Annotated in this window: 22 protein-coding genes; 11 read left to right on the top strand and 11 right to left on the bottom strand. The window is 61.8% G+C overall.

The window, feature by feature from the left end; translation table 11 throughout:
* Positions 1–619: 619 nt before the first annotated feature.
* Complete coding sequence (locus tag ACQ4W4_RS10955; protein ID WP_070224858.1) at positions 620–892, top strand: DUF4242 domain-containing protein; 273 nt, start codon at positions 620–622, stop codon at positions 890–892.
* 727 nt (positions 893–1,619) lie between these two features.
* Here ACQ4W4_RS10955 and ACQ4W4_RS10960 read toward each other — a convergent pair.
* On the bottom strand, positions 1,620–2,366 hold the full coding sequence (locus tag ACQ4W4_RS10960; RefSeq protein WP_436542037.1) for a hypothetical protein: 747 nt from the start codon (positions 2,364–2,366) through the stop codon (positions 1,620–1,622).
* 103 nt (positions 2,367–2,469) lie between these two features.
* Here ACQ4W4_RS10960 and ACQ4W4_RS10965 point away from each other — a divergent pair, with 103 nt between their 5' ends.
* The 4 genes from ACQ4W4_RS10965 (at position 2,470) to ACQ4W4_RS10980 (ending at position 4,584) form a co-directional block, all read left to right on the top strand.
* Entirely contained in the window at positions 2,470–3,042 is a 573-nt protein-coding gene (locus ACQ4W4_RS10965; RefSeq protein WP_436542038.1) for a GNAT family N-acetyltransferase, read from the top strand.
* A gap of 30 nt (positions 3,043–3,072) precedes the next feature.
* Positions 3,073–3,519, top strand: coding sequence for an immunity protein RhsI2 family protein (locus ACQ4W4_RS10970; protein ID WP_436542039.1), 447 nt, complete (start codon positions 3,073–3,075; stop codon positions 3,517–3,519).
* Between the two features lie 313 nt (positions 3,520–3,832).
* Complete coding sequence (locus ACQ4W4_RS10975) at positions 3,833–4,030, top strand: DUF3079 domain-containing protein (protein WP_436542040.1); 198 nt, start codon at positions 3,833–3,835, stop codon at positions 4,028–4,030.
* Between the two features lie 59 nt (positions 4,031–4,089).
* Positions 4,090–4,584: a prolyl-tRNA synthetase associated domain-containing protein gene (locus ACQ4W4_RS10980; RefSeq protein WP_436542041.1), complete on the top strand. Its 495-nt coding sequence runs from the start codon at positions 4,090–4,092 to the stop codon at positions 4,582–4,584.
* Positions 4,585–4,591: 7 nt separating this feature from the next.
* Here ACQ4W4_RS10980 and ACQ4W4_RS10985 read toward each other — a convergent pair whose 3' ends face one another.
* The gene (locus tag ACQ4W4_RS10985) at positions 4,592–5,737 is read right to left on the bottom strand and encodes an MFS transporter (RefSeq protein WP_436542341.1); all 1,146 of its coding nucleotides are present in this window, start codon (positions 5,735–5,737) and stop codon (positions 4,592–4,594) included.
* A gap of 255 nt (positions 5,738–5,992) precedes the next feature.
* Here ACQ4W4_RS10985 and ACQ4W4_RS10990 point away from each other — a divergent pair, with 255 nt between their 5' ends.
* A complete protein-coding gene (locus tag ACQ4W4_RS10990; RefSeq protein ID WP_436542042.1) occupies positions 5,993–6,610 on the top strand; it encodes a TetR/AcrR family transcriptional regulator in 618 nt (205 codons plus the stop codon).
* Here the strand turns inward: ACQ4W4_RS10990 and ACQ4W4_RS10995 are convergent.
* Both ACQ4W4_RS10995 and ACQ4W4_RS11000 read right to left on the bottom strand, forming a co-directional pair.
* Entirely contained in the window at positions 6,607–7,077 is a 471-nt protein-coding gene (locus ACQ4W4_RS10995) for a GNAT family N-acetyltransferase (protein ID WP_436542043.1), read from the bottom strand. The two genes, ACQ4W4_RS10990 and ACQ4W4_RS10995, sit on opposite strands and share 4 nt — an antisense overlap.
* 33 nt (positions 7,078–7,110) lie before the next feature.
* On the bottom strand, positions 7,111–7,770 hold the full coding sequence (locus ACQ4W4_RS11000; RefSeq protein WP_436542044.1) for an XAC2610-related protein: 660 nt from the start codon (positions 7,768–7,770) through the stop codon (positions 7,111–7,113).
* Between the two features lie 163 nt (positions 7,771–7,933).
* On the opposite strand from ACQ4W4_RS11000, the gene ACQ4W4_RS11005 reads away from it, so the two are divergent.
* Entirely contained in the window at positions 7,934–8,590 is a 657-nt protein-coding gene (locus ACQ4W4_RS11005; RefSeq protein ID WP_436542045.1) for a tetratricopeptide repeat protein, read from the top strand.
* Here the strand turns inward: ACQ4W4_RS11005 and ACQ4W4_RS11010 are convergent.
* From ACQ4W4_RS11010 to ACQ4W4_RS11035, 6 genes are read right to left on the bottom strand one after another with little or no spacing between them, the layout of a single operon-like run.
* Positions 8,577–9,551 carry a ribonuclease Z gene (locus tag ACQ4W4_RS11010; protein ID WP_436542046.1) on the bottom strand — a complete coding sequence of 325 codons (975 nt, stop codon included), beginning with the start codon at positions 9,549–9,551 and terminating at the stop codon, positions 8,577–8,579. The genes ACQ4W4_RS11005 and ACQ4W4_RS11010 overlap by 14 nt on opposite strands.
* Positions 9,552–9,597: 46 nt before the next feature.
* On the bottom strand, positions 9,598–10,437 hold the full coding sequence (gene fdhD / locus ACQ4W4_RS11015; protein WP_436542047.1) for a formate dehydrogenase accessory sulfurtransferase FdhD: 840 nt from the start codon (positions 10,435–10,437) through the stop codon (positions 9,598–9,600).
* Between the two features lie 14 nt (positions 10,438–10,451).
* Entirely contained in the window at positions 10,452–11,372 is a 921-nt protein-coding gene (locus tag ACQ4W4_RS11020) for a bestrophin family protein (RefSeq protein ID WP_436542048.1), read from the bottom strand.
* A 27-nt stretch (positions 11,373–11,399) separates the two neighbouring features.
* Positions 11,400–12,380: a cytochrome d ubiquinol oxidase subunit II gene (locus ACQ4W4_RS11025; protein ID WP_436542049.1), complete on the bottom strand. Its 981-nt coding sequence runs from the start codon at positions 12,378–12,380 to the stop codon at positions 11,400–11,402.
* 30 nt (positions 12,381–12,410) lie between these two features.
* The gene (locus tag ACQ4W4_RS11030) at positions 12,411–13,790 is read right to left on the bottom strand and encodes a cytochrome ubiquinol oxidase subunit I (RefSeq protein ID WP_436542050.1); all 1,380 of its coding nucleotides are present in this window, start codon (positions 13,788–13,790) and stop codon (positions 12,411–12,413) included.
* Positions 13,791–13,803: 13 nt separating this feature from the next.
* Complete coding sequence (locus ACQ4W4_RS11035; RefSeq protein WP_436542051.1) at positions 13,804–16,116, bottom strand: FdhF/YdeP family oxidoreductase; 2,313 nt, start codon at positions 16,114–16,116, stop codon at positions 13,804–13,806.
* Between the two features lie 166 nt (positions 16,117–16,282).
* Here ACQ4W4_RS11035 and ACQ4W4_RS11040 point away from each other — a divergent pair, with 166 nt between their 5' ends.
* Together ACQ4W4_RS11040 and moaA are read left to right on the top strand one after the other, a co-directional pair.
* Positions 16,283–16,561 carry a helix-turn-helix domain-containing protein gene (locus ACQ4W4_RS11040; protein ID WP_436542052.1) on the top strand — a complete coding sequence of 93 codons (279 nt, stop codon included), beginning with the start codon at positions 16,283–16,285 and terminating at the stop codon, positions 16,559–16,561.
* 113 nt (positions 16,562–16,674) lie between these two features.
* Positions 16,675–17,757 carry a GTP 3',8-cyclase MoaA gene (moaA, locus tag ACQ4W4_RS11045; protein ID WP_436542053.1) on the top strand — a complete coding sequence of 361 codons (1,083 nt, stop codon included), beginning with the start codon at positions 16,675–16,677 and terminating at the stop codon, positions 17,755–17,757.
* A 143-nt stretch (positions 17,758–17,900) separates the two neighbouring features.
* Here the strand turns inward: moaA and ACQ4W4_RS11050 are convergent, their stop codons facing one another.
* Positions 17,901–19,322: an aminotransferase-like domain-containing protein gene (locus ACQ4W4_RS11050; RefSeq protein ID WP_436542054.1), complete on the bottom strand. Its 1,422-nt coding sequence runs from the start codon at positions 19,320–19,322 to the stop codon at positions 17,901–17,903.
* A gap of 160 nt (positions 19,323–19,482) precedes the next feature.
* Between ACQ4W4_RS11050 and ACQ4W4_RS11055 the strand changes: the two genes are divergently transcribed.
* Both ACQ4W4_RS11055 and ACQ4W4_RS11060 read left to right on the top strand, forming a co-directional pair.
* Entirely contained in the window at positions 19,483–20,445 is a 963-nt protein-coding gene (locus ACQ4W4_RS11055; RefSeq protein WP_436542055.1) for a Dyp-type peroxidase, read from the top strand.
* A 53-nt stretch (positions 20,446–20,498) separates the two neighbouring features.
* Positions 20,499–20,882, top strand: a complete 384-nt coding sequence (locus ACQ4W4_RS11060; protein WP_070224881.1) for a hypothetical protein — start codon at positions 20,499–20,501, stop codon at positions 20,880–20,882.
* Positions 20,883–20,936: the final 54 nt, after the last annotated feature.

Here is a 20,936-nt window from a genome sequence, read left to right on the forward strand (position 1 = left end):
ATGAGCGCCCGCAGGACCGAGAAGCCCTGATTGGCTTGGGCTGGTGCTGGCCCGTCACCGCGCAGACCGTGATTCTTAATCTTGTTGAACCGCTTTGTGACCGCCTCGCGGCTGATGCTCGCTCGCGGGCTTGGTCAATGGCGAACACGCCATGCGCCCCCGATGGATGCGTGCCTCCTTGGCGTTGCTTGCGGAACGAAATCTTTTTGTAAGTGATTGATATAAATGTAAAATTTTGAAGACTTGAAAACTAGCGACGGGTTAACCGTTCGTGAGTTCGAATCTGGCACGCAGGTATTCTGCGCGCCCTGTATGTGAGATCGAAGGGCTGGGGCTACCGGCCCAGCCCGCTCCGAATCCTTCAGATGCTGCCGCTGCGCGGCAGCCCCGCGCCGCAGCCGCGTGTTCGTGGTTCCAATCAATTTTTCGCTGAGCCAGCTTTCACCGCATCCACGCCTAAGCCCGTGTCTGAATGGCAGACCAGACTCTAGTGTATTTTATGGCAATTCCAACAATACCAACCCGCCAGCGTGGTATATAACTAATACATGTCACGGCATGTGTGACGCACAGCACCGGCGAGCGTTGTGCTCACCCGGAAACCTCAAAGGAGACAGCTATGCCAAAGTACGTTATTGAGCGTGATATTCCCGGGGCCGGGAAGTTGTCAGAGCAGGAACTTCAAGCTATTTCGCGGAAGTCCTGCAGTGTCTTAAACAAAATGGGGCCACAAATTCAATGGCTGCAAAGCTATGTTACTGGCGATAAAATCTATTGTGTTTACATCGCTGAAAATGAAGCGCAGGTTCGCGAACATGCCCAGCAAGGTGGCTTTCCTGCAAACCGCGTGTCGGAAGTCATCTCAGTCATTGACCCGACTACGGCAGAGTAGTGCCGCCGCCGATGTCCTTGAGTCTCATTCCTGGCGGAGCTTGACTCGGGCAGGGACGAGTTGTGCGATACATGACCGTATGGGAAGAGATTGACCGAGGGGTGACTGAGCAACTTTGGGCGAGAGTAGCCATCCGTCCGCATCATCGCCGTATCGACCTTCTGACGAGTCGGCCGGCGTGGCTTTTGCGCCGAGCCGGGTTTTACGACGCCCAACGCATAGGTTCGTGTCCAAATGACGGAACTGGCCGTCGTGTTCGGGGCTCTCAGGAGTTTGCCGGACTACCTGCGGCGCGTTGCGGCCTCTTGTCGACCGGCACAAATACGTCCCATTTATGTTGTGGCGCGGGCTTTACGGTCTTGGTACAACTTACGGCAACATTCGCTCCAGACAGGCCATGGCTCTTCGGCACCCATGTCACACGCAAAGGTAGTGCGCATTTCGCCACCAGAATCTTCCGGTTCGGTTCCAATACCTGCCACCGGGTTCGGTTTTTGGCATTTTCTGCTGCCATGAACTTGACTGCGGCCGCCCTGATCTCAAACAAGCCATGTATGTCACCGCGGGTTCTATCCTCGTCAAGCGTGGCAGCGAGTGCCGAGGCGATACCGGCGACAAGAAAAAGAGAGCCAGCAAGGGCGGCACACATGCGTTTATTCAGTCGTGACGGTCGCTGCATATTTATAATCCTTGCCAAGGCTGTTTGATATCCCCCGCCATGACGAAGTCAAGCCACTTCATCGCGTCTGTATGCGAATTGTTGACGGCTGATGCCTTGCGTGACAAAGTCCGCATCGGGCGGGATTGTTTCCCAGAAAAAAACATGTTTAAAAATGGGGATTTTGTTGAATTTTTTCGAGCGAAATATCCACCGGTTTTTCGTGAAATCGCTGTAACGGTCGCCCTTGAACTGTTTATGTACAGTTGTAAAAGGAAGCAACTTTTCCGCAATGTCCGGGAAAGAATAATCCGGATGGTTGTCCTTGAATTTCTCAAAAATCGCAAATTGATCTCTGCAGATAACTTGAATGGCCGTTTCTGGCATGCGATAGCGCGGGGACCACAGGACGTTCCAGCCTGATTCGATTTCATTGATGAATTTTACCAGGCGCGGCGTCATGATATAGGCGTCCGATTCGATATGGATGATTTTATCCACGCCTAATTCATTGGCCACATTAACCGAGTGCAGAAAACTGCGCCACCAGCCCGGGTAGTCAGCCCCGCTTTGTCGTCCCAGGTTGTTGTCGAAGCGAATGATAAGGTTTTTATCGCCATTTTCAGCCAGCGCAGCGCTATGGGAAACCGTATTGATAATGTCGGCAGGCGGAAGAAAAGGCGACCCATCGTCAATCATTATCTTCTTTACTGCACCGATTGGAATGTTTTCATAGTAATCGAGCCACCGTTGATACCGGCTTTCCCATGATGGTGCATCTTTTATAAAGCTGGTGCAGAATATAATGGCTTTCATTTGCTAAACACATTCCTTGTGTCTGAAAAATACAGGTTATTCATGAGGCATTGAAATTTGAACTATTTTAACAGATTGGAGGCGGTTTAATCACTGAACGGGCATGCCGCTGATGGCGCCGCCTCACGCGGAGCCGCGCTGGCGTTCAAGCATTGGCGCCGGCGCCCCGTCGCTGATGCCGTATCGTCCACATGCCTCGATCATCGCTGGTTATACTAGGTGCATGGCAGAGGTTTCCCATGCGCCATCTCCTTACACCCGTGAACCAATGAAAAACATCCCTGTCGAATATCGTCATAACTTCCCCCTTGATCCGCTGGACGTTGTTCGCGTCTTCGATCAGTCCGGCATCAAGCGGCCCACCAGCAACCTCCCGCGAATCGCGCGCATGTTTGCCGCGCCTTGTCTGGTGCTGTCTGCATGGGTGGATGGCCAGCTTGTGGGGCTGGCCCGGTCGCTGACCGACCATGCGTATTGCTGTTATCTCTCGGATCTGGCGGTAGACAAGCAATACCAGGGCCTGGGTATCGGCAAAGCGCTTGTCCAGCGCACCCAGGCCGTCATCGGCGACGAAGTGTCCCTGATATTGCTTTCCGCCCCCGATGCCATGTCCTACTATCCGACGCTCGGTTTTGAACCTGCCGGCAATGCTTTTATCATTCGGCGCAAACATTAAATGAGCGCTTCCAGGAACGCTAGTGCCCTTATGAGACCCGTCTACACCCTCGCCGAAGCCCTGGCACAAGATCCCGCTCGCATCGCCAAGATCCGGGATCTTACCCTCGACAGCTCCAGGCCCCACATGGGCCTGAAAGGCAGGCACGGCCTGTTCGCCTCCGTAGAATGGTGGGAAAGCATCAAAGCCGGCCGCCTTCAGACGCAAACGTTGACGGGCTGCATTGAGCGCACGTATTTTGCGGGCCAGGATAGCCAGCGCGGCGATCAAGTCAACAGCTTCACTTTGCGTCTGGCCGATGGCTCGACAGTCGACGAGAGCATCTACACGCACCGCAGGCAGGACATCAAGCTGTTCGTGCCCGGCGCCACGGTGACGATGGTGTATGCGCTGGACGAACTCAAGGCACAGCCAGCCGCCGATGGCGGTGTCAATGTGGCGCGGACCGTGCTGGAAGTGTCTGTTTCTGCGGGATAAGCGGCGGCAGGATGATCTCCTCAAGAACATGCATCATCTGCAAGGTAGCGCAAAATCAGCTGAGAGTTCTTGAGATGAAATATAAAGGCAATGGAAAAATAATGAAGGGCATCAAGAGGAATGCTAATGATGCGGTAAGCAGTTATGAGAGGGAATGACATTCGCTGGTCTCCTGGGTGAACGTAGGTGCAAGCTGCCGCCGTAGCAATCTTCGCAAACTTGACCTAAGCAAATTCCTCACCGAAATTCGTTTGACGGTCCCCTGCGCCAGGTCTAGAGTCGTCGAAGAGACCTCAACGACCCCATCGTCCCCATGGCCAAGCCCTTCCCCCTGAACCCCAAGAACCCCGAGCGCATCTGCTGGGGCTGCGACAAATATTGTCCGCCGGACGCCATGCGCTGCGGTAATGGTTCCGAGCGTACGCAGCATCCGGTCGAGCTGTTTGGCGAAGGCTGGAATGAATGGGGGCTGGCGGCGGCGGATAAAGAAGAGGCGGAGAAAAAACCTTAGCGGTGACAGCGCCCCGATCCGCTACAATTTCCTATCGCACTCGCGCTGAGGAAATACCCATGCAAGAAACCCTGTCCCGCTGGCTGGCTAGCAGCGCCGGCGATTACCAACTGCTTGAACACCCGGCCGTGCACACCATCGATGAAGCGCTGATTCACGTGCCCGCCATGCGCGGTCTGATGGTGAAGAACCTGTTCGTGCGTGATGAAAAAGGGCGCCGGCATTTTCTCGTTATCGTGCCTTTCGACAAGCGCATCGACCTGGCGGCGCTGGGGCGGTTATTGCCGGCCAGTAAGCTGAGCATGGCTTCGCCCGAGCGCTTGCTGCAGCACCTGGGGATCATACCCGGGTCCGTCAGCCTGTTTGCGCTGATCCATGACGGCGCGCAGGCGGTGGAACTGGTGCTGGACCAGGCCGTGTGGGATGCTGGCCATGTGCAAGCGCATCCGCTGCGCAATACGGCCACGGTGGCGCTGTCGCATGCCACCCTGGTCCGTTTCCTCGCGCACACGGGACACGTGCCCCGCATCGTGACGGTGCCGGCAAAGCCATAAGACAATCTCAATGCCCGGCCACGGGCGCGCCGCCGCTGCGCCGTCCCGGCCGGAAACCGTGCGCGCGGGCCGACCAGGCGACCACGAACGCCGGCGTGAGCAAAGCCAGCATGGTCCACGGGAAAGCCTCCGCGCCCCAGGTTTCCAGCAGGGCGCCGCCCACCACGCCGGCAGCCGCAATCGCGCCATTCCACGCTACCACGTTCATCGACAAGGCCACGTCGGCGCCGCTGCCTGCTGTGTCGGCCAGCGCCGTCTGCAACAGCGTTGCCGCGCCGCCAAAGCTCAGGCCCCAGACGGCCATGCCCAGGTAGATAACAATGGGAAACTGTGATGCGACGCCCAGCACGAGGGTTGTCGCGGCGAACACGGCCAGGCTGACCAGCACGGTGGCGCGCAAGTGGCGCTCGACCAGCTTGCCCGTGATCCAGATGCCGGCCATGGCCGCGGCGCCGAAGATGAGCAGGACCAGGTCGATGCGTGCCGTCAATCCCGCCGGCGCCACGAACGGGGCGATGTAGGTGTAGAGAATATTGTGCGCCAGCATCCAGGCGATGACGACGGCCAGCACGGGACGCACGCCGGGCGTGGTGAAGACGCGGCGCAGCGGCATGCGCTCATGCGCACGCTGGCCCGGGTAGTCCGGCACCTTGGCCAGCACCCAGGCGATCAGGATCAACGTCAGGGCGGAAATGATCCAGAACGCGGCGCGCCAGCCGACCAGGGAGCCGAGCAAGGTGCCCAGCGGCACGCCCAGGGACAGGGCGACGGGCGCGCCCACCATGGCCAGCGCCAGGGCGCGGCCTTGCTGATGGGGCGACACCATGCGCCGCGCATAGCCTGCCAGCAAGCTCCACGCCAGCCCGGCCGCCATGCCGGCAAAGAAGCGGGCCGCCAGGGTCAGCCAGTAGTGCGACGACAGTGCCGTGACGGTATTGAACACGAGAAAGCCGAGGATGGTCAGCAGCAGCACGTTGCGACGGCGCCAGCCGCGCGTGGCGATGGTCAGCGGTATGGCCGCCAGCAAGGAACCCAGCGCATAGGCCGTGACCATTTGCCCGGCCAGCGCGGCGCTGATGCCGAGTCCCGCGCTGATCTGCGGCAACAGGCCGGCGGGCAGGGTTTCGGTGACGATGCAGATAAAGCCCGTCATGGCCAGGGCTAATAAACCCGAAACGGGGAGGCGGTCGGCCAGCGCAGGGCTGGCTCCGGTGGTGAGTGTGGCGTGATTCAAAGCAAAATCCTTGGAAGTGTGATGAGGCGGCCGGGCGCAGGCGTGCGCCTGACCGTTCTTGCGGTATATATGTATCGATCGGTATAAATATAGGCGATGGTGCGCCGCGTTGTCAATGACTTCTGTATCGAGTAGTATGTAAGTGGCAAATGAGTAGACGAGAAGGAGTGATGGATGGCGCAAATGGGACGGCCGCGCACGTTCGACCGGCAGGCAGCCGTCGAGCAGGCCATGTTTTTATTCTGGCAGCAAGGATATGAATCGACGTCCTTGAGCCAGCTCAAGGCGAGCCTGGGCGGCGGCATTTCCGCGCCCAGCTTTTATGCGGCGTTCGGCTCGAAGGAAGCGCTGTTCCGCGAAGCGGCGCAATGCTATCTGGACACCTTTGCACGCGTGACGGAGTGTTTGTGGGACGATGGCCTGGCGCCGCGCGTGGCCGTCGAGCTGGCCTTGCGCCAGTCGGCCCGCATGCAGTCCGAGCCGGGGCATCCGCCAGGCTGCATGGTGGCGCTCGGCTGCATGAGCGCGCCGACGCCCGAACACGCGGCCGTGGCAGCCCCGTTGACGGCTTCGCGCGCGCGCACCCGTGCCGGCTTCGTGCATTGCGTGGAACGGGGCATAGCCGGCGGCGAATTGCCAGCGGGTACGGACGCGAGCGCGCTGGCGGCCGTGTTCGACAGTTTTCTATCGGGCGTGGCCATCCAGGCCCGCGATGGCGTGGACTACGCCGTGTTTGACTCTGCTATTACGCAAATACTGCGCGTGTGGGATGCCAATCGCGTTGCAGCCTAGGCTGTAAAGCGGAACTCCAGCACATCGTCGCCATACTTGTCCGTCTCGCCCGTCGCGGTCCAGCCCAGGTAGCGGTAAAAGCCGTAGGAGCGCGAGGCGGGGTCGCTGGAGCAGCCGAGGAACAGCCGCTGATGGCCCTGCGCGCGCAATTCCGTCATGACCCGTTCCAGCATGGTCTTGCCGATGCCCCGGCCTTCGAATTCCGGCAGCAGGGCCAGTACGACGATTTCGCCCGTGTCGCGCGCGCCAAAGCAGTAGCCCACCAGCTGGCCGTCGTGATGGCAGACGTGGCCAGGCAGGTTGCCCGAGCGCATCATGTCGGCCCAGGTGTCGGCCGTGATGCCCACTTCCGCCAGGCGTTCTTTGGAAACGGCGTTTTGCCGCGTCTTGCCGCGCAAGGCGATGAAGGCCGCGGTATCTTCCGCCCTGGCGGCATGGAAAGTAATCGATGCTGGATGTGTCGTCATGTGTGCGTTAATTGAAGGATAGTATTGAAGGATTTACTCCCAGGGTTTGCGCATGGTGTGCGCGTGGCGCTGCCAGTCAATGACGCTGGTATTTTCGATGGCCTGCTGGCCTGGATTGCCGCTATCGATTTTTTCATCCTTGACGATGACCAGAGCGTTTTTATCGTTGAGGCGGTATTCCCGGTAGCGCTCGCAATCCTGTGCGCGCCGGGCGACGGTGATTAACTTGTCAGCCTGCCACTTATAGCTGTCTTCATAAAAACATTGCGCCGCGCAGCCGCAATTGGCGATACCGCCGTCGATTCTTTGCCCGGCGATGCTGATATCGAGATTCGGAATCGCCGATAAGGGTTTGTTGAAACTGTATTGTTTTGCTTGCGCATCCCACAGCCACACGTCGGAACAGCGGATGCGCCCCTGGCTATCCGTGTAGCCGGTGACCCACAGGTCGGCATGGCCGTCGAAATTCATGTCGGCCAGCAGCGCGTGCAAATTGCCCGTGCCGCTGCTGCTGCAACTGCCATGGATCCACTGCTTGCCGATTTTCAGCCGGTACGTCTGTTTTTCATCGTGAGTCGCATAACGGATATCGGCCGCTTGCCGTACTTTTCCTGTCGCTGCTTGATCCAGATGCAGCGTACCACCATAAGCGGAGGCGGAAAGCAGGGAAAAGAGCAAAGCAATCAGTTTCATGGAGATATTCTTGTGCTGGGATATTTTCGCAACGTCCAGATTGAATCGCGCGGAGAATGATCATAACGCATGGTCCTGGCAATGCGCCACACCGTTCCCTATCGTGCATTCGCGCGTAACAGTGCTGTGTACAATGCCAAAAATCCTCGGACAAGGAATCTTCATGACTGTTTCCAGTGCATCTTTTAATGAAGCGGGCATTCTCGCTTATAACGACGGCAATTACGCCGAGGCGTACGCGCAATTCGACGCGGCGGCGCGCACTGGCGATCCGGCCGGCCAGCATTTATTGGCCAGCCTGTATTACCAGGGCCATGGCGTGACGCAAGATTTGCCGAAAGCGGTCGAATTGTTCACGGCCGCGGCGCAAGCGGGTTTTCCGCCGTCGCTGGCCAACCTGGCCCTGATGTATGCGAGCGGCGATGGCGTCGCGCAAGACATGGCGCAATCCCTGGCGTACGGGCGCCGGGCGGCCGAGGCGGGCGATGGCCAGTCGCAATTCAACCTGGCGCAGGCTTACCGCAAGGGGATTGATGTGCCGCAAGACTACGCCGAGGCGGCATTCTGGTACAAGCAGGCGGCAGAAGCCGGTTCCCTGTCGGCGCAGAATGAATACGGCTTGTTGTATGCGCAAGGGCAGGGCGTGGAACTCGATTACGTGCAGGCGTATGCGTGGATCGCCATGCCGGCCGAGGCGGGCAGCGCGCAATCGATCAAGAACCGCGACCAGTTGCTGGAAATCCTCACGCCGTCACAGCAGCAGGCGGCGCGCGCGCTGGCGGCCGAATACGCGGCGCAGTATGGCGTCAATCCCCACTAGATTTCCCCGACTGTCTGGTGAGCGCGCCGGCCGCGTCGAGCTCATAGCTGTCGAAATCGCGCGCGAGGAATAGTTCACCCGAGTAATGCAGGCGCGCTTCCGCTTCCAGTTCGGCCATGCCTTCCGCATGGTGATAGCGGGCGCTGAAGTGGGTGAGGATCAGGTTCGGCAAGCGCACCGCTGCGGCGAACTGCGCCACGCGCTGCACGGAACTGTGCGTGGGGCCGGGCCCCACCTTTTGCAGCATGGCTTCGGTGTAGGTGGCTTCATGCACGAGCAATTGCGCATCGGCACAAGCGTGCGCCAGCAAGGCGGGCGTGTCGTTGTCGCCGCCGATCACCACCGTGGCGCGCTGCGTTTCCGTCTGGCGGAAAGCGGCGGCGGACAAGACCGTGCCATCGTCGAGGATCGCATCCTGGCCCGCCTGCAACAGTCCCCAGGCGGGGCCGGGCGGCGCGCCGGCCGCCTGCAGGGCCGCCTTGTCCAGCTTCCATCTGCTCGTTTCCAGCGCGAAGCGGTAGGCGACGCTCGGCGCGCGGTGCGACAGCGCATGGCGCGAAACGGTCAAGCCCGCTTCCTCGTAGACCACTGGCGCGCTGTCCACGTCGATGTGGATCAGCGGATACGTGAGGAACAGTTCCGTGTGCAGCAATGTCGCGTCGATCCAGGCCTTGATGGCGGCCGGGGCGATCAGCAGCAGGGGCTTCTTGCGCCCCGTCATCGAGGCGCTGGCCAGCAGGCCCGGCAGCCCATAGCTGTGGTCGCCATGCACGTGGGTGATGCAGATGCCCACCAGGTCGTGCACGGACAGGGGCAGGCGCTGCAGCCGGTGCTGCGTCGCTTCGCCGCAATCGATCATCCACCAGTCGCGGTTGTGCGTCGTTTGCAGGGCCAGTGACGTGACGTTGCGGTGGCGCGTGGGCACGCCGGAAGACGTGCCGAGAAAAGTCAGTTTGAACATGCCCGCATTATGCGGCAGGCGTGCCTGCTTGCCAATGCTGCTGGCTTCAGTCTGCCGGCGGCGCGTCGCCGGCCGTGTAGTCGACAAAGCCGTCGCGGCGGCAAAAGCTGGCCAGCTGCATGCCGGCCTGGCGCGCGATGCGGATGGCCAGCGAGGTGGGCGCCGAGATCGTGGCGACGAGCCCGATATGCATGCGCGCCGACTTGCGCACCAGTTCATAGCTGGCGCGGCTCGACAGGAAGACGAAGCCGTCGTGCATGGCGATGCGGTGCAGGGCCAGGTAGCCGATCAGCTTGTCCAGGCCGTTATGCCGGCCCACGTCCTCGAACACTTTGACCACCGCGCCCTCGGCCGTGCACCAGGCGGCCGCATGCACGCCGCCCGTCTTGTGCATCAATTCCTGGTACGGCAGCAGTTCGCGCGCGGCCCGGCCGAGGATGGCGCTGCTGGCGACCAGCGGCGGCAGGGGACGCGTGATCTTTTCGGGCACCAGGTCCAGCAGGGCCAGGCTTTCGATGCCGCACACGCCGCAGCCCGTGCGTCCCGTCAGCGCGCGGCGGCGGGCCTTGAGCTTGATCAAGTCCGGTTGCGCAATGGTCAGCCGCACTTCCGCGCTGTCCTCGCCGCAGCAGACATCGAGGTCATAGATGTCGCGCACGCTGCCGACGATGCCTTCGGTCAAGGTAAAGCCGACGGCGAATTCCTCGAGGTCGCGCGGTGTGGCCATCATCACGGCGTGGGCGATGCCGTTGTAGACGAGGGCGACCGGATACTCCTCGGCCACCATGTCGCGGCCCGCCGTGGCCACGCCCCCCTGGTGGCGCACCATGGGCACTGCCAGAAATCCATCGCGATCGATGGTGGTGATGTCGATATCGCATTCCATGATTTTTCCTCCGGTTAATCGATCTGATAGCGCGGGCAGGGCCGTATCGAGGGCGGCAGCGGGTCGCCATGCAATTCCAGCAGCGAGCGTTCCGTTTCGCGCGTCATGGCGTTCAGGGCCAGGCAATTGGGCGCCAGGCCGAACGGTTCGGCGATCTGCTGCGCGATGGCTTCCAGCGCGAACAGGGTATAGGCGACGAAGACGGAAATGAGGGGTGTTGCCACGCCGATGGCGTCTACCAGGCCCAGCGGCAACAGGAAGCAATACATGTAGACGGTGCGGTGCACCAGCACGCCGTACGGATACGGGATCGGCGTGTTCTTGATGCGCTCGCATCCGGCCACGGTGGCGGCCAGGTCGTTGAGCTGGGTGTCGAGCATCCACAGCAGCTGCGCCTGGCCCGGCTGGCGCTGCACGGCGTCGTGCAGCATGGCGCGCACCGCATGCAGGATGGCGACGGGCTTGAAGTTGACGCCCTGCAAGCGCTGCACGTCCTCGGCCGGCAGGTAGCGCGCCAGGTCTTCCTGCGGGTCCGTCTGGCGCAGCTGGTGCTTGAGTGCATACACGAAGGCGATCAGGCGGCGCAGCAGCAACTCGTGGTCGAGGCCGCTCGTTGCCTGCGGCAGGTAGGTGAGCGCCTGCGAGGCCAGGGCGCGCGCGGCGATCAGCAATTGCCCCCAGATATGCCGCGCCTCGACGAAGCGCGCATAGCTGGCGTTATTGCGAAAGCCGAGAAAGATCGCCAGGCTGATGCCGACCATGGGAAACGGCGCCGTATCGAGCGGAATCTTGACGCCGAAGATACGGCCGTCCGTCAGCAAGGCCAGCGAGCTGACGACCAGCATCAGCAGCAATTGCGGGATGATGGCTTGTAGCACCGAGCCATCCCAGACGAACAGCATGCGGAACCAGTTGGTGGTGGGGCGGATAATCATGATGGGATACGCATGCCGTGATGTCGGTTAATGTTTCTGGGGCACGACTTTGCCCTCGAAGACGTAGTATTGGAACAGGTTGTAGCCGACCATGATCGGCAGCATCGTGCCCATGCCGATCAGCATGAAAATCAGGGTCGGTTCATCGGACGCGGCCGCCGCGATGCTCAGCTTGCCCGGCACCAGATCCGGGAAGAAGCTGATGGCCAGGCCCGCGAACGACGCCAGGAACAGCACGATGGCGCCGCGGAAGGGGCCGCGCACGCCGTTCACGTGCACGGCCCACAGGATGTAGATGAAGGCGCTGGCGGCGATGGCGGCCAGGGCCAGCAGCACGCCGAACACGCCCGGCTGCGCCCAGCGGTCGTGGCCGATGGCGCTGAAGACCATGGTGCCGGCCGACAGCACGATGGCGGCCGCGACCGTCGCCAGCACGCTGGTGGTCGCGTAGCGGCGCGCGGCCGCTTCCAGCTGGCCGCCCGTCTTCTTGATCAGATACGTGCTGCCCAGCAGACAATAGCCGGCCACCACGCCCAGCGCCGTGCACGCCGTGAAGACCGCACTCAGCGGGCCCGGCTGCAAGCCCGTGATGACCTCGCCCAGCACCACGCCCTGCGCCACGGCGGCCAGCAGGCTGCCCACGCCAAAGACCAGGTCCCACAGGCGCTTGTTGCCGGCCGCATGGCGGAACTCGATCGAAGCGCCGCGCATGATCAGGCTGGCGATCAGCAGCATGATGGGGATATACAGCTGTTCCAGCAAGGTGGCGTAGGCGCTGGGAAAGGCGCCGAACAAGGCGCCGCCCACCACCACCAGCCAGGTTTCATTGGCGTCCCACACGTGGGCGATCGACTGGAAGATCAGGTTGCGTTCCTGCTCGCGGCGGGTGAACAGGCTGAGGATGCCCACGCCCAGGTCGAAGCCGTCCGTGACGACATAAAAGATCAGCATCAGGCCGATCAAGCCGAACCAGGCATTGCCCAGCATGGCATGCGAATTGATATCCATTACAAACTCCTTGATTGATGGGGGCACATCTCAATACCCCACGGCATGGCCGGCGTCCGGCAGCGGCAGCGTCACATCCGGGCCTTGTTGCAGCCATTTCCTGGCGAATACGAAGAACGTGAGGAACAGCACGATGTAAAACACAAAGAACATCAGCATGCTGCCGGCCACGGCATGGGCCGCCACGTCGGAGACGGCGTCGCGCGTGCGCAGCAAGCCGTAGACGACCCATGGCTGGCGGCCCACTTCGCGCACGATCCAGCCGCACTCGACGGCGATGTAGGGCAGCGGAATCGTCAGCACCCAGGCCAGCAGCAGCTTGCGGTTGCGCACGAATTCCTGCACCCGGCCGCCTACCTTGCGCCAGGCCACGAAGGTCCAGAACGCCAGCAGCACGAACCACATGCCGATGCCGGCCATGGCGCGAAACGCGTAGTACAGCAGCGGCAGCATGGGCGGCTGGTCTTCACGGGCGATGTCGGCCAGGCCCTTGATCTTGCCCGTGGCGCTATGCGTGGCGATCACGCTGAGCATGCCAGGCACTTCGAGCGACCAGTCATTCTTCTGTTCCGCCTGGTTGGGCCAGGCCAGCAAGGACCAGGCGGCCCCTTCGCCATCGCGGTTCGTATGCCAGTGGCCTTCGATGGCCGCGCCCTTGGCCGGCTGGGTCTTGAAGACGTCGACGCCGCTCGAATCGCCGAGCCACACCTGCAACGGCGCGATGACGAGCAACAGCATCAGCGCCAGCTTGAACGAGCGGGCGAAAAAGGCCGGTTCGCGGCGCTTGAACATATACCAGGCGGAAATGCCGGCGATCACGAACAGGCCCGTTTCCACGGCAGCCACCCACATATGGCCCACGGCCCAGGCCATGTCGGGATTGAAGATGGCGGCCACGTAATCGGTGACGATGATTTTGCCGTCGACTACGCGCACGCCAGCCGGCGTCTGCATCCAGGAGTTGGCGACCATGATCCAGAACGAGGAAATGCTCGATCCCAGCGCCACCATGCCGGTGGCAAACAGGTGCACGCCCTTCGGTACGCGGCCCCAGCCGAACATCATGACGCCGATGAAGCCCGCTTCCAGCATGAAGGCCATGGCGCCCTCGAAGCCGAGGATGTTGCCGATGAACTGGCCCGAATGGTGCGAGAACGGCGCCCAGTTGGTGCCGAACTGGAATTCCAGGGGGATGCCGCTGACGACGCCGACGGCAAAATTGAGCACGAGCAACTTGCTCCAGAAGCGCGCGTGGCGGTAGTAGACGGGGTCGCTGGTGCGCAGCCACAGCGCCTCGACGACGAACAGGAACAGCGACAGGCTGATCGTCAGGATGGGCCACAGGATGTGGAAGATGGCCGTCATCGCAAATTGTGCGCGCGACAGGTCCAGGGTATCGAAACCGAACATGGCGTTCTCCTGTTCAACTGGCGGCGGCCGACGGCGCCAGCAGCACGGGGATGGATTTGAAGGTCGGCGTGCGCGAACCGTGGCCCACGCTGTCGAGCGGCACCAGCGGATTGGTTTCCGGGTAGTAGGCGCCGATGCAGCCGCGCGGAATGTCGTACTCGACCAGCAGGAAACGGTCGGCGCGGCGTTCGATGCCGTCATGCCACACGCCGATCAAGTCGACCCAGTCGCCGGCCGCAAAGCCCAGCATGGCCAAGTCGTCCTTGTTGATGAAGACGACGCGGCGCTGGCCGAACACGCCACGGTAGCGGTCGTCCATGGCGTAGATCGTCGTGTTGTACTGGTCGTGCGAACGCGTCGTCATCAGCACCATCAGGCGCTCGCCATATTGCTGGCGGGCGCGGTGGATCGGCGTGTCGAGCTCGACGGCGTTGACGAGGAATTGCGCCTTGCCGCTTTCGGTCTTCCATACCCGTTCGCGCGAGGCGATTTCCAGGTGGAAGCCGCCCGGCTTGGCCACGCGCAAGTTATAGTCGAAAAAGTCGTCAAACACTTGCTCGATGGAATCGCGCAGCAGCGCATAGTTGCCGGAATAGCGCAGCCAGTCGATCTTCTCGCTGCCCAGGGTCGCTTGCGCCATGCCGGCGACGATGGCGATTTCCGAGCGCAGATTGGGCGAGGCGGGCTGGTTCATGCCGAACGAGATGTGCACCATGCTCATCGAGTCTTCCACCGTCACGCCCTGCGCCACGCCCGACTGCACGTCGATTTCCGTGCGTCCCAGGGTCGGCAGGATCAGCGCATCCTTGCCGTGCACCAGGTGGCTACGGTTGAGCTTGGTGGCGATGTGCACGGTCAGGTCGCACGAGCGCAGCGCATCCCACGTGCGCGGCGTGTCTGGCGTGGCCATCGAGAAATTGCCGCCGAGCGCGACAAACACTTTTACTTTTTTCTCCAGCATGGCCTCGATGGTGCCGACAGCGTCATAGCCGTGGTGGCGCGGCGGCTCAAAGTTGAACACGAGGCCCAGGCGGTCGAGGAATTCCTTGGTCGGCTGTTCCTCGATGCCCATGGTGCGGTCGCCCTGCACGTTCGAGTGGCCGCGCACGGGGCACAGTCCCGCGCCGCGCTTGCCGATATTGCCGCGCATCATCATCAAGTTCGACAGGATTTGCACGGTGGCCAGCGAATTCTTGTGCTGCGTCACGCCCATGCCCCAGGTGGCGATGACGGCCTTGCCCTTCACATAGATCTGCGTGAGTTCCTCGATCTTGTCGCGCGCCACGCCCGATTCGGCCAGCAGCACCTCCCAGCTTTCGGCGCGCAGGTCGGCCGCGAAGGCGTCGAAGCCGCTCGTGTGCTCGGCGATGAAATCGCAGTCGAGCACGCGCTCCTGGCCATGGGCGATGGCCTCGTCATCGAGTTCGAGGACGCGCTTGGCCATGGCCTTGATCAGCGCGAAGTCGCCGCCCAATGTCGGGCAGATGAACAGCGAGCAGATGTTCGTGCTGCCGCCCGTCAGCATTTCCAGCGGATGCTGCGGGCTCGTGAAGCGTTCCAGGCCCCGCTCGTGCAGCGGGTTGATGGAGACGATGACGGCGCCGCGGCGCGACGCTTCGCGCAATTCGCCCAGCATGCGCGGGTGGTTGGTGGCGGGGTTCTGGCCGAACAGCAGCAGCGTGTCCGCATGCTCGAAGTCGTCCAGCAGCACCGTGCCCTTGCCGATGCCGACGGTTTCCGGCAAGCCGCGGCTCGTCGCTTCGTGGCACAGGTTGGAACAGTCGGGGAAGTTATTCGTGCCGTAGGCGCGCACGAACAGTTGATACAAAAAGGCCGCTTCGTTGCTGGCGCGGCCCGACGTGTAGAAAGCAGCCTGGTTCGGGTCGTCCAGCGCGTGCAAATGGTGCGCCACGAGGGCGAATGCATCGTCCCAGGCTATCGCCTGGTATTTGTCGCTGGCCGCGTCGTACACCATGGGGTCCGTCAAGCGGCCATGTTGTTCCAGATCATAGTCCGACTGTTCCATCAATTCCGTGACCGTGTGTTCCTGGAAAAACTCGGGGCGCACGCGCTTGCTCGTCGATTCGGCGGCCACGGCCTTGACGCCGTTTTCGCAGAATTCAAACGTGGACGCGTGTTCGCGGTCGGGCCAGGCGCAGCCGGGACAGTCGAAACCGTCAGGCTGGTTTTGCTCGAACAGCGAGCGGTAATTGCCCGCGCTGACTTTTTCCTTGAACAGATTGATGGCCACGTACTTGAGTGCTCCCCAGCCGGCCGCGGCATGGGTGTAGGGCGCGATGCGCGCGTCGGACTTTGGCTTGCTCATGATGACTCTCCTGGTGATATGCGATGGGACAATCACATGGTAGGGGCGGCAGGCGGGAGCGTAGGCGCACAGTTCCGGACAAAAAAACAGAGTACAGATGGCAAGATGACGATGCCGGTCGCGCCGGCGCGGGCCGTGATTTATGATGCGGACAAGGAGAAAAAACATGCACAACAAGGAAGACGGAGTCGACGCCGCACTGATAGCGCTGCTGGCGCTGCTGTGGGAGGCGCGGCAGGAGGCGCCCGATAAACCGTGGTCGCTGGCCAAGCTGGCCAAGCGGGCAGGGGTACAGATGAGTACCTTGTTACGCCAGCTCAATGCGCTGTCCAGCGCGGGCCTGGTGAGCGTGACGACGGCGGAGAGCGGCGGCGGCAGCGCGCTACTCAGCGCGGCGGGCGCGGAATTATGCGCCAGCGTCTTTGCTCCGCCGCCATCGCCGTAGGAGCACAGTCCGCTGCGTCTGTACTCTATCGGCCGGCGCCGGACTGTACCTCTTTGCCTGCCCCCATTCGTCCTATGCTACTTCCAGACGAATGCCTATCGAGGGGAAGCACCATGAACACCATCCTGTATCCGCAGCCGGCGCTCCGGCAGCCAAGCCATATCGAACCCTGCGTGGACATGCTGGGGCGGCCCCTGACGGACTTGCGCATTTCCGTCATCGACCAGTGCAACTTCCGCTGCACCTATTGCATGCCGGCCGAGCTGTACCCCAGCGATTACCCGTTTCTGCCGTCCAGCGAGCGCCTGTCCTTCGCGCAGATCGAAACGATGGCGCGCGCTTTCGTGCGCCTCGGTGTCGACAAGATCCGCATCACGGGCGGCGAGCCGCTGCTGCGCAAGAATCTGGAGCAGCTGATCGAGCGCCTGGCGAGACTGACCGCGCCGGACGGGCGCGCCGTGAGCATCGCGCTGACGACGAATGGCAGCTTGCTGGCGGCCAAGGCGCGCTCGCTCAAGGATGCGGGCCTGGAGCGGGTCACCGTCAGTCTCGACAGTCTGGATAACGGTATTTTCCAGCGCATGAATGGCGTCGACTTTCCCGTCGAGAAAGTGTTGCACGGCATTGAGGTGGCGCAAGCCGTGGGCTTGAACCCTGTGAAGGTCAACATGGTCGTGCAGAAAGGCGTCAACGACAGCCAGATCGTGCCGCTGGCGCGCCATTTCCGCCACACGGGCGTGATCCTGCGCCTGATCGAATTCATGGACGTGGGCGGCATCGGCGCCTGGTCGCGCACGCATGTCGTCACGTCGGAGGCGGCGCGCGCGCTGATCGCCGCCGAGTTCCCCCTCGTGTCGCTGGGCGAAGGCAAGCCGATCTTGCACGAGACGGCCAGCCGCTATGGTTACCGCGACGGGGGCGGCGAGGTGGGTTTCATTTCCAGCGTGTCGCAGCCGTTCTGCGGCGACTGCAGCCGCGTGCGCGTCTCGTCGGACGGCAAGTTGTTTACTTGCCTGTTCGCCCACGACGGCCTCGACCTGCGGCCACTGCTTGATTCCGCGCAAGAGTTGGAAACCGTGCTGCGCCAGCACTGGCAACGCCGTGGCGACCGCTACTCGGAAGTGCGTGGCGCGCTGGCCCAGCTTGGCGGGCGCAAGCAGTATCCCACCGTGCGCATGTCGCTGGTGGGCGGATAACTGGTTTGCAACGCCTAGCAAAACCGTAGCGAGCGGAAGTAAGGCTCGGCGCCCCCGTTGGTTTGAGAAGCGCAACTGTACGAAGGTACAGTGAGCATCGCAGACCGCAAATTACGACGCGCAGTAGGTTTTGATCGGTGTTGTTACAAGAATTCGGTGATAAGTTTACCGAGAAGAATAATGGCTTGTTCCACGCCCACGCTCCACGGATAGCTGTAATTGAGGCGGATGCAATGCTTGTAGGCCTGGCTGACGGAAAACATGCGTCCCGGGCCCACCGTGATCTTACATTCGAGCGCGCGCCGGTACAGTTGCATGGAATCCACGTTGCCGGGCAACTCCACCCACAGCACGTAGCCGCCCTGCGGTTGCGAGACTTTGGTGCCAGCAGGGAAGAAGCGCAGCACGGCGGCCGCCATGATGCGCGCCTGCTGGGCATACGCCTTGCGGGTGCGGCGCAGATGCTGTTCGTAGCCATCGTTTTGCAGGTACTCGGCAATCGCCAGCTGCGGGAACGAGGACGTGGCCAGAGTATTGAGGAACTTGAGTTCCTCCACCTTGCCCCGGTAGCGTCCGGCCAGGGCCCATCCCACGCGCTGCGCGGAACTGAGGCTCTTGGAAAACGAGGAGCAGTGCAGCACCAGGCCCTTGCGGTCGTAGGACTTGAGCGAGGACGGATGGGCGTCGCCGTAATACAGCTCGTTGTAGACGCCGTTTTCGATGGCGGGCACGTCGTGCTGCTCCAGCAGCTGAACCAGGGCGCGCTTGCGCTGGTCCGACATCTGGAAGCCCAGGGGATTCTGGAAGTTCGGCATCACCATGACGGCCGCGATGGGCTGGCGCGCCATGATGTCGGCCAGCGCCTCGATGCTGATGCCGTCGTACGGATCGGTGGAGATTTCCACCACCTTCATGCCCAGCCGTTCGACGGCCATCAGCATGGCATAGAAGGTGGGCGACTCGACGGCGATGGTGTCGCCCGGCTTGGCCACCGCTTGCAGGCACAGGTTGATGGCTTCCGTGGCGCCCACGGTGACGATGATTTCGTCGGGATCGACGGCCAGGCCGTTTTCCAGGTAGCGGCGGGCGATTTCGCGGATCAGCTGCGGGTTGCCCGGCGGTAGATCGTCCGTCATGTTCCACGCGCGGTTGCGGCGCGCCACGGCGCCCGCATACTGGTTGATGCGTTCCCAGGGAAACAGCGACGGGTCGGGGTAGGGCGAGCCCAGAGGGACGGCGTCGTGCAAGCCGATCGAGCGCAGGGTCGACAGCACCAGGCGGCTGACATGCACTTCGGCCGGCACGGGGCTTGGGTGCGACGCCTGCATGCAGATTGACGGCGTGGCTGTGTCGCCGGCCCGCAGGCGCACGAAGTAGCCGGACTGGGGCCGGCTTTCGATCACGCCCATGCCCTCCAGCTTGACGTAGGCGCGCAGCACCGTGGTGATGCTCAGCTTGTGCTGCTGGCTCGTCTGGCGCACGGAGGGAATGCGTTCACCGGGCAAGAGCACGCCCTTGTCCACCAGTTGCTCGATGTCGCTGACGAGCTTTTCATACAATTTCATGCAATGGCATCCATTCTTTGATTCTTGCTCTACGTCATTGCATTATCGTTCAATTCATGACGACCTATAGTTACAAATATCGCATGTTGCCTAAATGAAACTGCCATCCGGCACTTCTGGTTTAATATCCATAGAGAAAACTAAAAAAGGAACATCTGTCATGGCAATTCCACAAAGCATGCTGTCTGTCGTCGCGCGCGACGAAGTGCATTTGCAGTTCAATGTGAAGGCCGGCGTCGAACCGGAGCAGCTGTTCAGGGTGCTGGGCAAGCTGTGGGAATCCGAAGTCACGGGCATTCTCGACCCCACCCTGAACCGCCACCATCAGTTGACGGGCGGCACGGCCAACGTCGTGCTGGGATTCAAGCCCGAGCTGTGGCGCGCCGCCTGCCCCGGCTGCGTGCCGGACAACATGGCATCGTTCGCGCAGGACCTCGTGGGCGCCAACGGCAAGACGGCGCCCGCCAGCCAGCACGATTTCTGGGTCTGGATCACGCAGTCGAACGCGGCCACCCTGTACGACAGCATGCGCACGACGCTCACCTTGCTGAGCCCCTTTGCCGAATTGGCCAGCGAGCAGGTGTGTTTTCCGTATCACAATAACGTGACCTTCGACGGCTTTGCCGACGGCGTCGCCAACCCGAATCCCTTCCGCGCGAATGGCGTGGCCATCATTCCCGATGGCGAGGCGGGTGAGGGCGGCTCCACCGTGCTGCTGCAGAAATGGCGCATGGATGTCGAGCGCCTGCGCGCCTTGCCCGTGCACGCGGCGGAGCAGGTCTGGGGCCGCACCAAGGCCGGCAGCCATGAATTGTCGCCGCTGCCCGTCGATTCCCACGTGGGCCGCAACCAGTTTATCCGCGATGGCGAGGAAGTCGATATCGTGCGCCGCAATGCCAATTACGCCAATGCAACTGAGGCGGGCGTCATGTTTGTCGGTTTCTGCAAGGACATCACGGTGACCATGGGCATGCTGCGGCAAATGTACGGCGTAGGCTATGATGGCGTCACTCAAACGGACCGGCTGCTGGATTTTTCCACGGCGCTGTCGTCGGCGATCTATTTCGTGCCCAGCATCGACGCCTTGCTGGCCGTGGGTATTTCGCCGGCGGATCCCGGTTAAGGACCGCCCCGGCGGTCTCCGGTCCCTATTTTTTACTTTACCAGGAGTTTTCCATGCGTATTCGTCCCGCCACACTGCTGTCCACCTTGATACTGGGCAGCGCCGTCTTCAGCGCTTCCGCTTCCGCCGTCGGCCTGGGTTTCCTGGCCGATACGCCGATGGCTTACCTCAACAAGAACGACAAGCCCGTCTTCGTGAAAGCCGTCACCGACGTGCTCAATGACAAGAAAGATGGCGAAACCGTGCAATGGAGCAATGAAGGCTTGCGCAATTCCGTGCGCATCGCCGCCGACATCACGGCCAGCGACACGGAAAAGACGGACGCGCAAACCTGCCGCAAGGTGCAGGTCGGCTTGAACGCCAAGGGCCAGGAACAGACCCTCAAGCTGAAGGTCTGCAAGGCCGGCACAGCCGCGTGGAAAGTGGCGAAGAGCTGATAGCCCGCGCCTTTCCTTGCCGGTCCTGCGCCGGCAAGGTGACGACTTTCTCAT

The sequence above is a fragment of the Janthinobacterium glycogeni genome, assembly GCF_051380725.1.
Lineage (GTDB): Bacteria > Pseudomonadota > Gammaproteobacteria > Burkholderiales > Burkholderiaceae_D > Janthinobacterium.

Excerpts from the sequence above, each read along its gene's own strand:
- ACQ4W4_RS10955 (WP_070224858.1), top strand. The coding sequence starts at position 620 with ATGCCAAAGTACGTTATTGAGCGTGATATTCCCGGGGCCGGGAAGTTG.
- ACQ4W4_RS10960 (WP_436542037.1), bottom strand. The coding sequence starts at position 2,366 with ATGAAAGCCATTATATTCTGCACCAGCTTTATAAAAGATGCACCATCA.
- ACQ4W4_RS10965 (WP_436542038.1), top strand. The coding sequence starts at position 2,470 with ATGCCGCTGATGGCGCCGCCTCACGCGGAGCCGCGCTGGCGTTCAAGC.
- ACQ4W4_RS10970 (WP_436542039.1), top strand. The coding sequence starts at position 3,073 with ATGAGACCCGTCTACACCCTCGCCGAAGCCCTGGCACAAGATCCCGCT.
- ACQ4W4_RS10975 (WP_436542040.1), top strand. The coding sequence starts at position 3,833 with ATGGCCAAGCCCTTCCCCCTGAACCCCAAGAACCCCGAGCGCATCTGC.
- ACQ4W4_RS10980 (WP_436542041.1), top strand. The coding sequence starts at position 4,090 with ATGCAAGAAACCCTGTCCCGCTGGCTGGCTAGCAGCGCCGGCGATTAC.
- ACQ4W4_RS10985 (WP_436542341.1), bottom strand. The coding sequence starts at position 5,737 with ATGACGGGCTTTATCTGCATCGTCACCGAAACCCTGCCCGCCGGCCTG.
- ACQ4W4_RS10990 (WP_436542042.1), top strand. The coding sequence starts at position 5,993 with ATGGCGCAAATGGGACGGCCGCGCACGTTCGACCGGCAGGCAGCCGTC.
- ACQ4W4_RS10995 (WP_436542043.1), bottom strand. The coding sequence starts at position 7,077 with ATGACGACACATCCAGCATCGATTACTTTCCATGCCGCCAGGGCGGAA.
- ACQ4W4_RS11000 (WP_436542044.1), bottom strand. The coding sequence starts at position 7,770 with ATGAAACTGATTGCTTTGCTCTTTTCCCTGCTTTCCGCCTCCGCTTAT.
- ACQ4W4_RS11005 (WP_436542045.1), top strand. The coding sequence starts at position 7,934 with ATGACTGTTTCCAGTGCATCTTTTAATGAAGCGGGCATTCTCGCTTAT.
- ACQ4W4_RS11010 (WP_436542046.1), bottom strand. The coding sequence starts at position 9,551 with ATGTTCAAACTGACTTTTCTCGGCACGTCTTCCGGCGTGCCCACGCGC.
- fdhD (WP_436542047.1), bottom strand. The coding sequence starts at position 10,437 with ATGGAATGCGATATCGACATCACCACCATCGATCGCGATGGATTTCTG.
- ACQ4W4_RS11020 (WP_436542048.1), bottom strand. The coding sequence starts at position 11,372 with ATGATTATCCGCCCCACCACCAACTGGTTCCGCATGCTGTTCGTCTGG.
- ACQ4W4_RS11025 (WP_436542049.1), bottom strand. The coding sequence starts at position 12,380 with ATGGATATCAATTCGCATGCCATGCTGGGCAATGCCTGGTTCGGCTTG.
- ACQ4W4_RS11030 (WP_436542050.1), bottom strand. The coding sequence starts at position 13,790 with ATGTTCGGTTTCGATACCCTGGACCTGTCGCGCGCACAATTTGCGATG.
- ACQ4W4_RS11035 (WP_436542051.1), bottom strand. The coding sequence starts at position 16,116 with ATGAGCAAGCCAAAGTCCGACGCGCGCATCGCGCCCTACACCCATGCC.
- ACQ4W4_RS11040 (WP_436542052.1), top strand. The coding sequence starts at position 16,283 with ATGCACAACAAGGAAGACGGAGTCGACGCCGCACTGATAGCGCTGCTG.
- moaA (WP_436542053.1), top strand. The coding sequence starts at position 16,675 with ATGAACACCATCCTGTATCCGCAGCCGGCGCTCCGGCAGCCAAGCCAT.
- ACQ4W4_RS11050 (WP_436542054.1), bottom strand. The coding sequence starts at position 19,322 with ATGAAATTGTATGAAAAGCTCGTCAGCGACATCGAGCAACTGGTGGAC.
- ACQ4W4_RS11055 (WP_436542055.1), top strand. The coding sequence starts at position 19,483 with ATGGCAATTCCACAAAGCATGCTGTCTGTCGTCGCGCGCGACGAAGTG.
- ACQ4W4_RS11060 (WP_070224881.1), top strand. The coding sequence starts at position 20,499 with ATGCGTATTCGTCCCGCCACACTGCTGTCCACCTTGATACTGGGCAGC.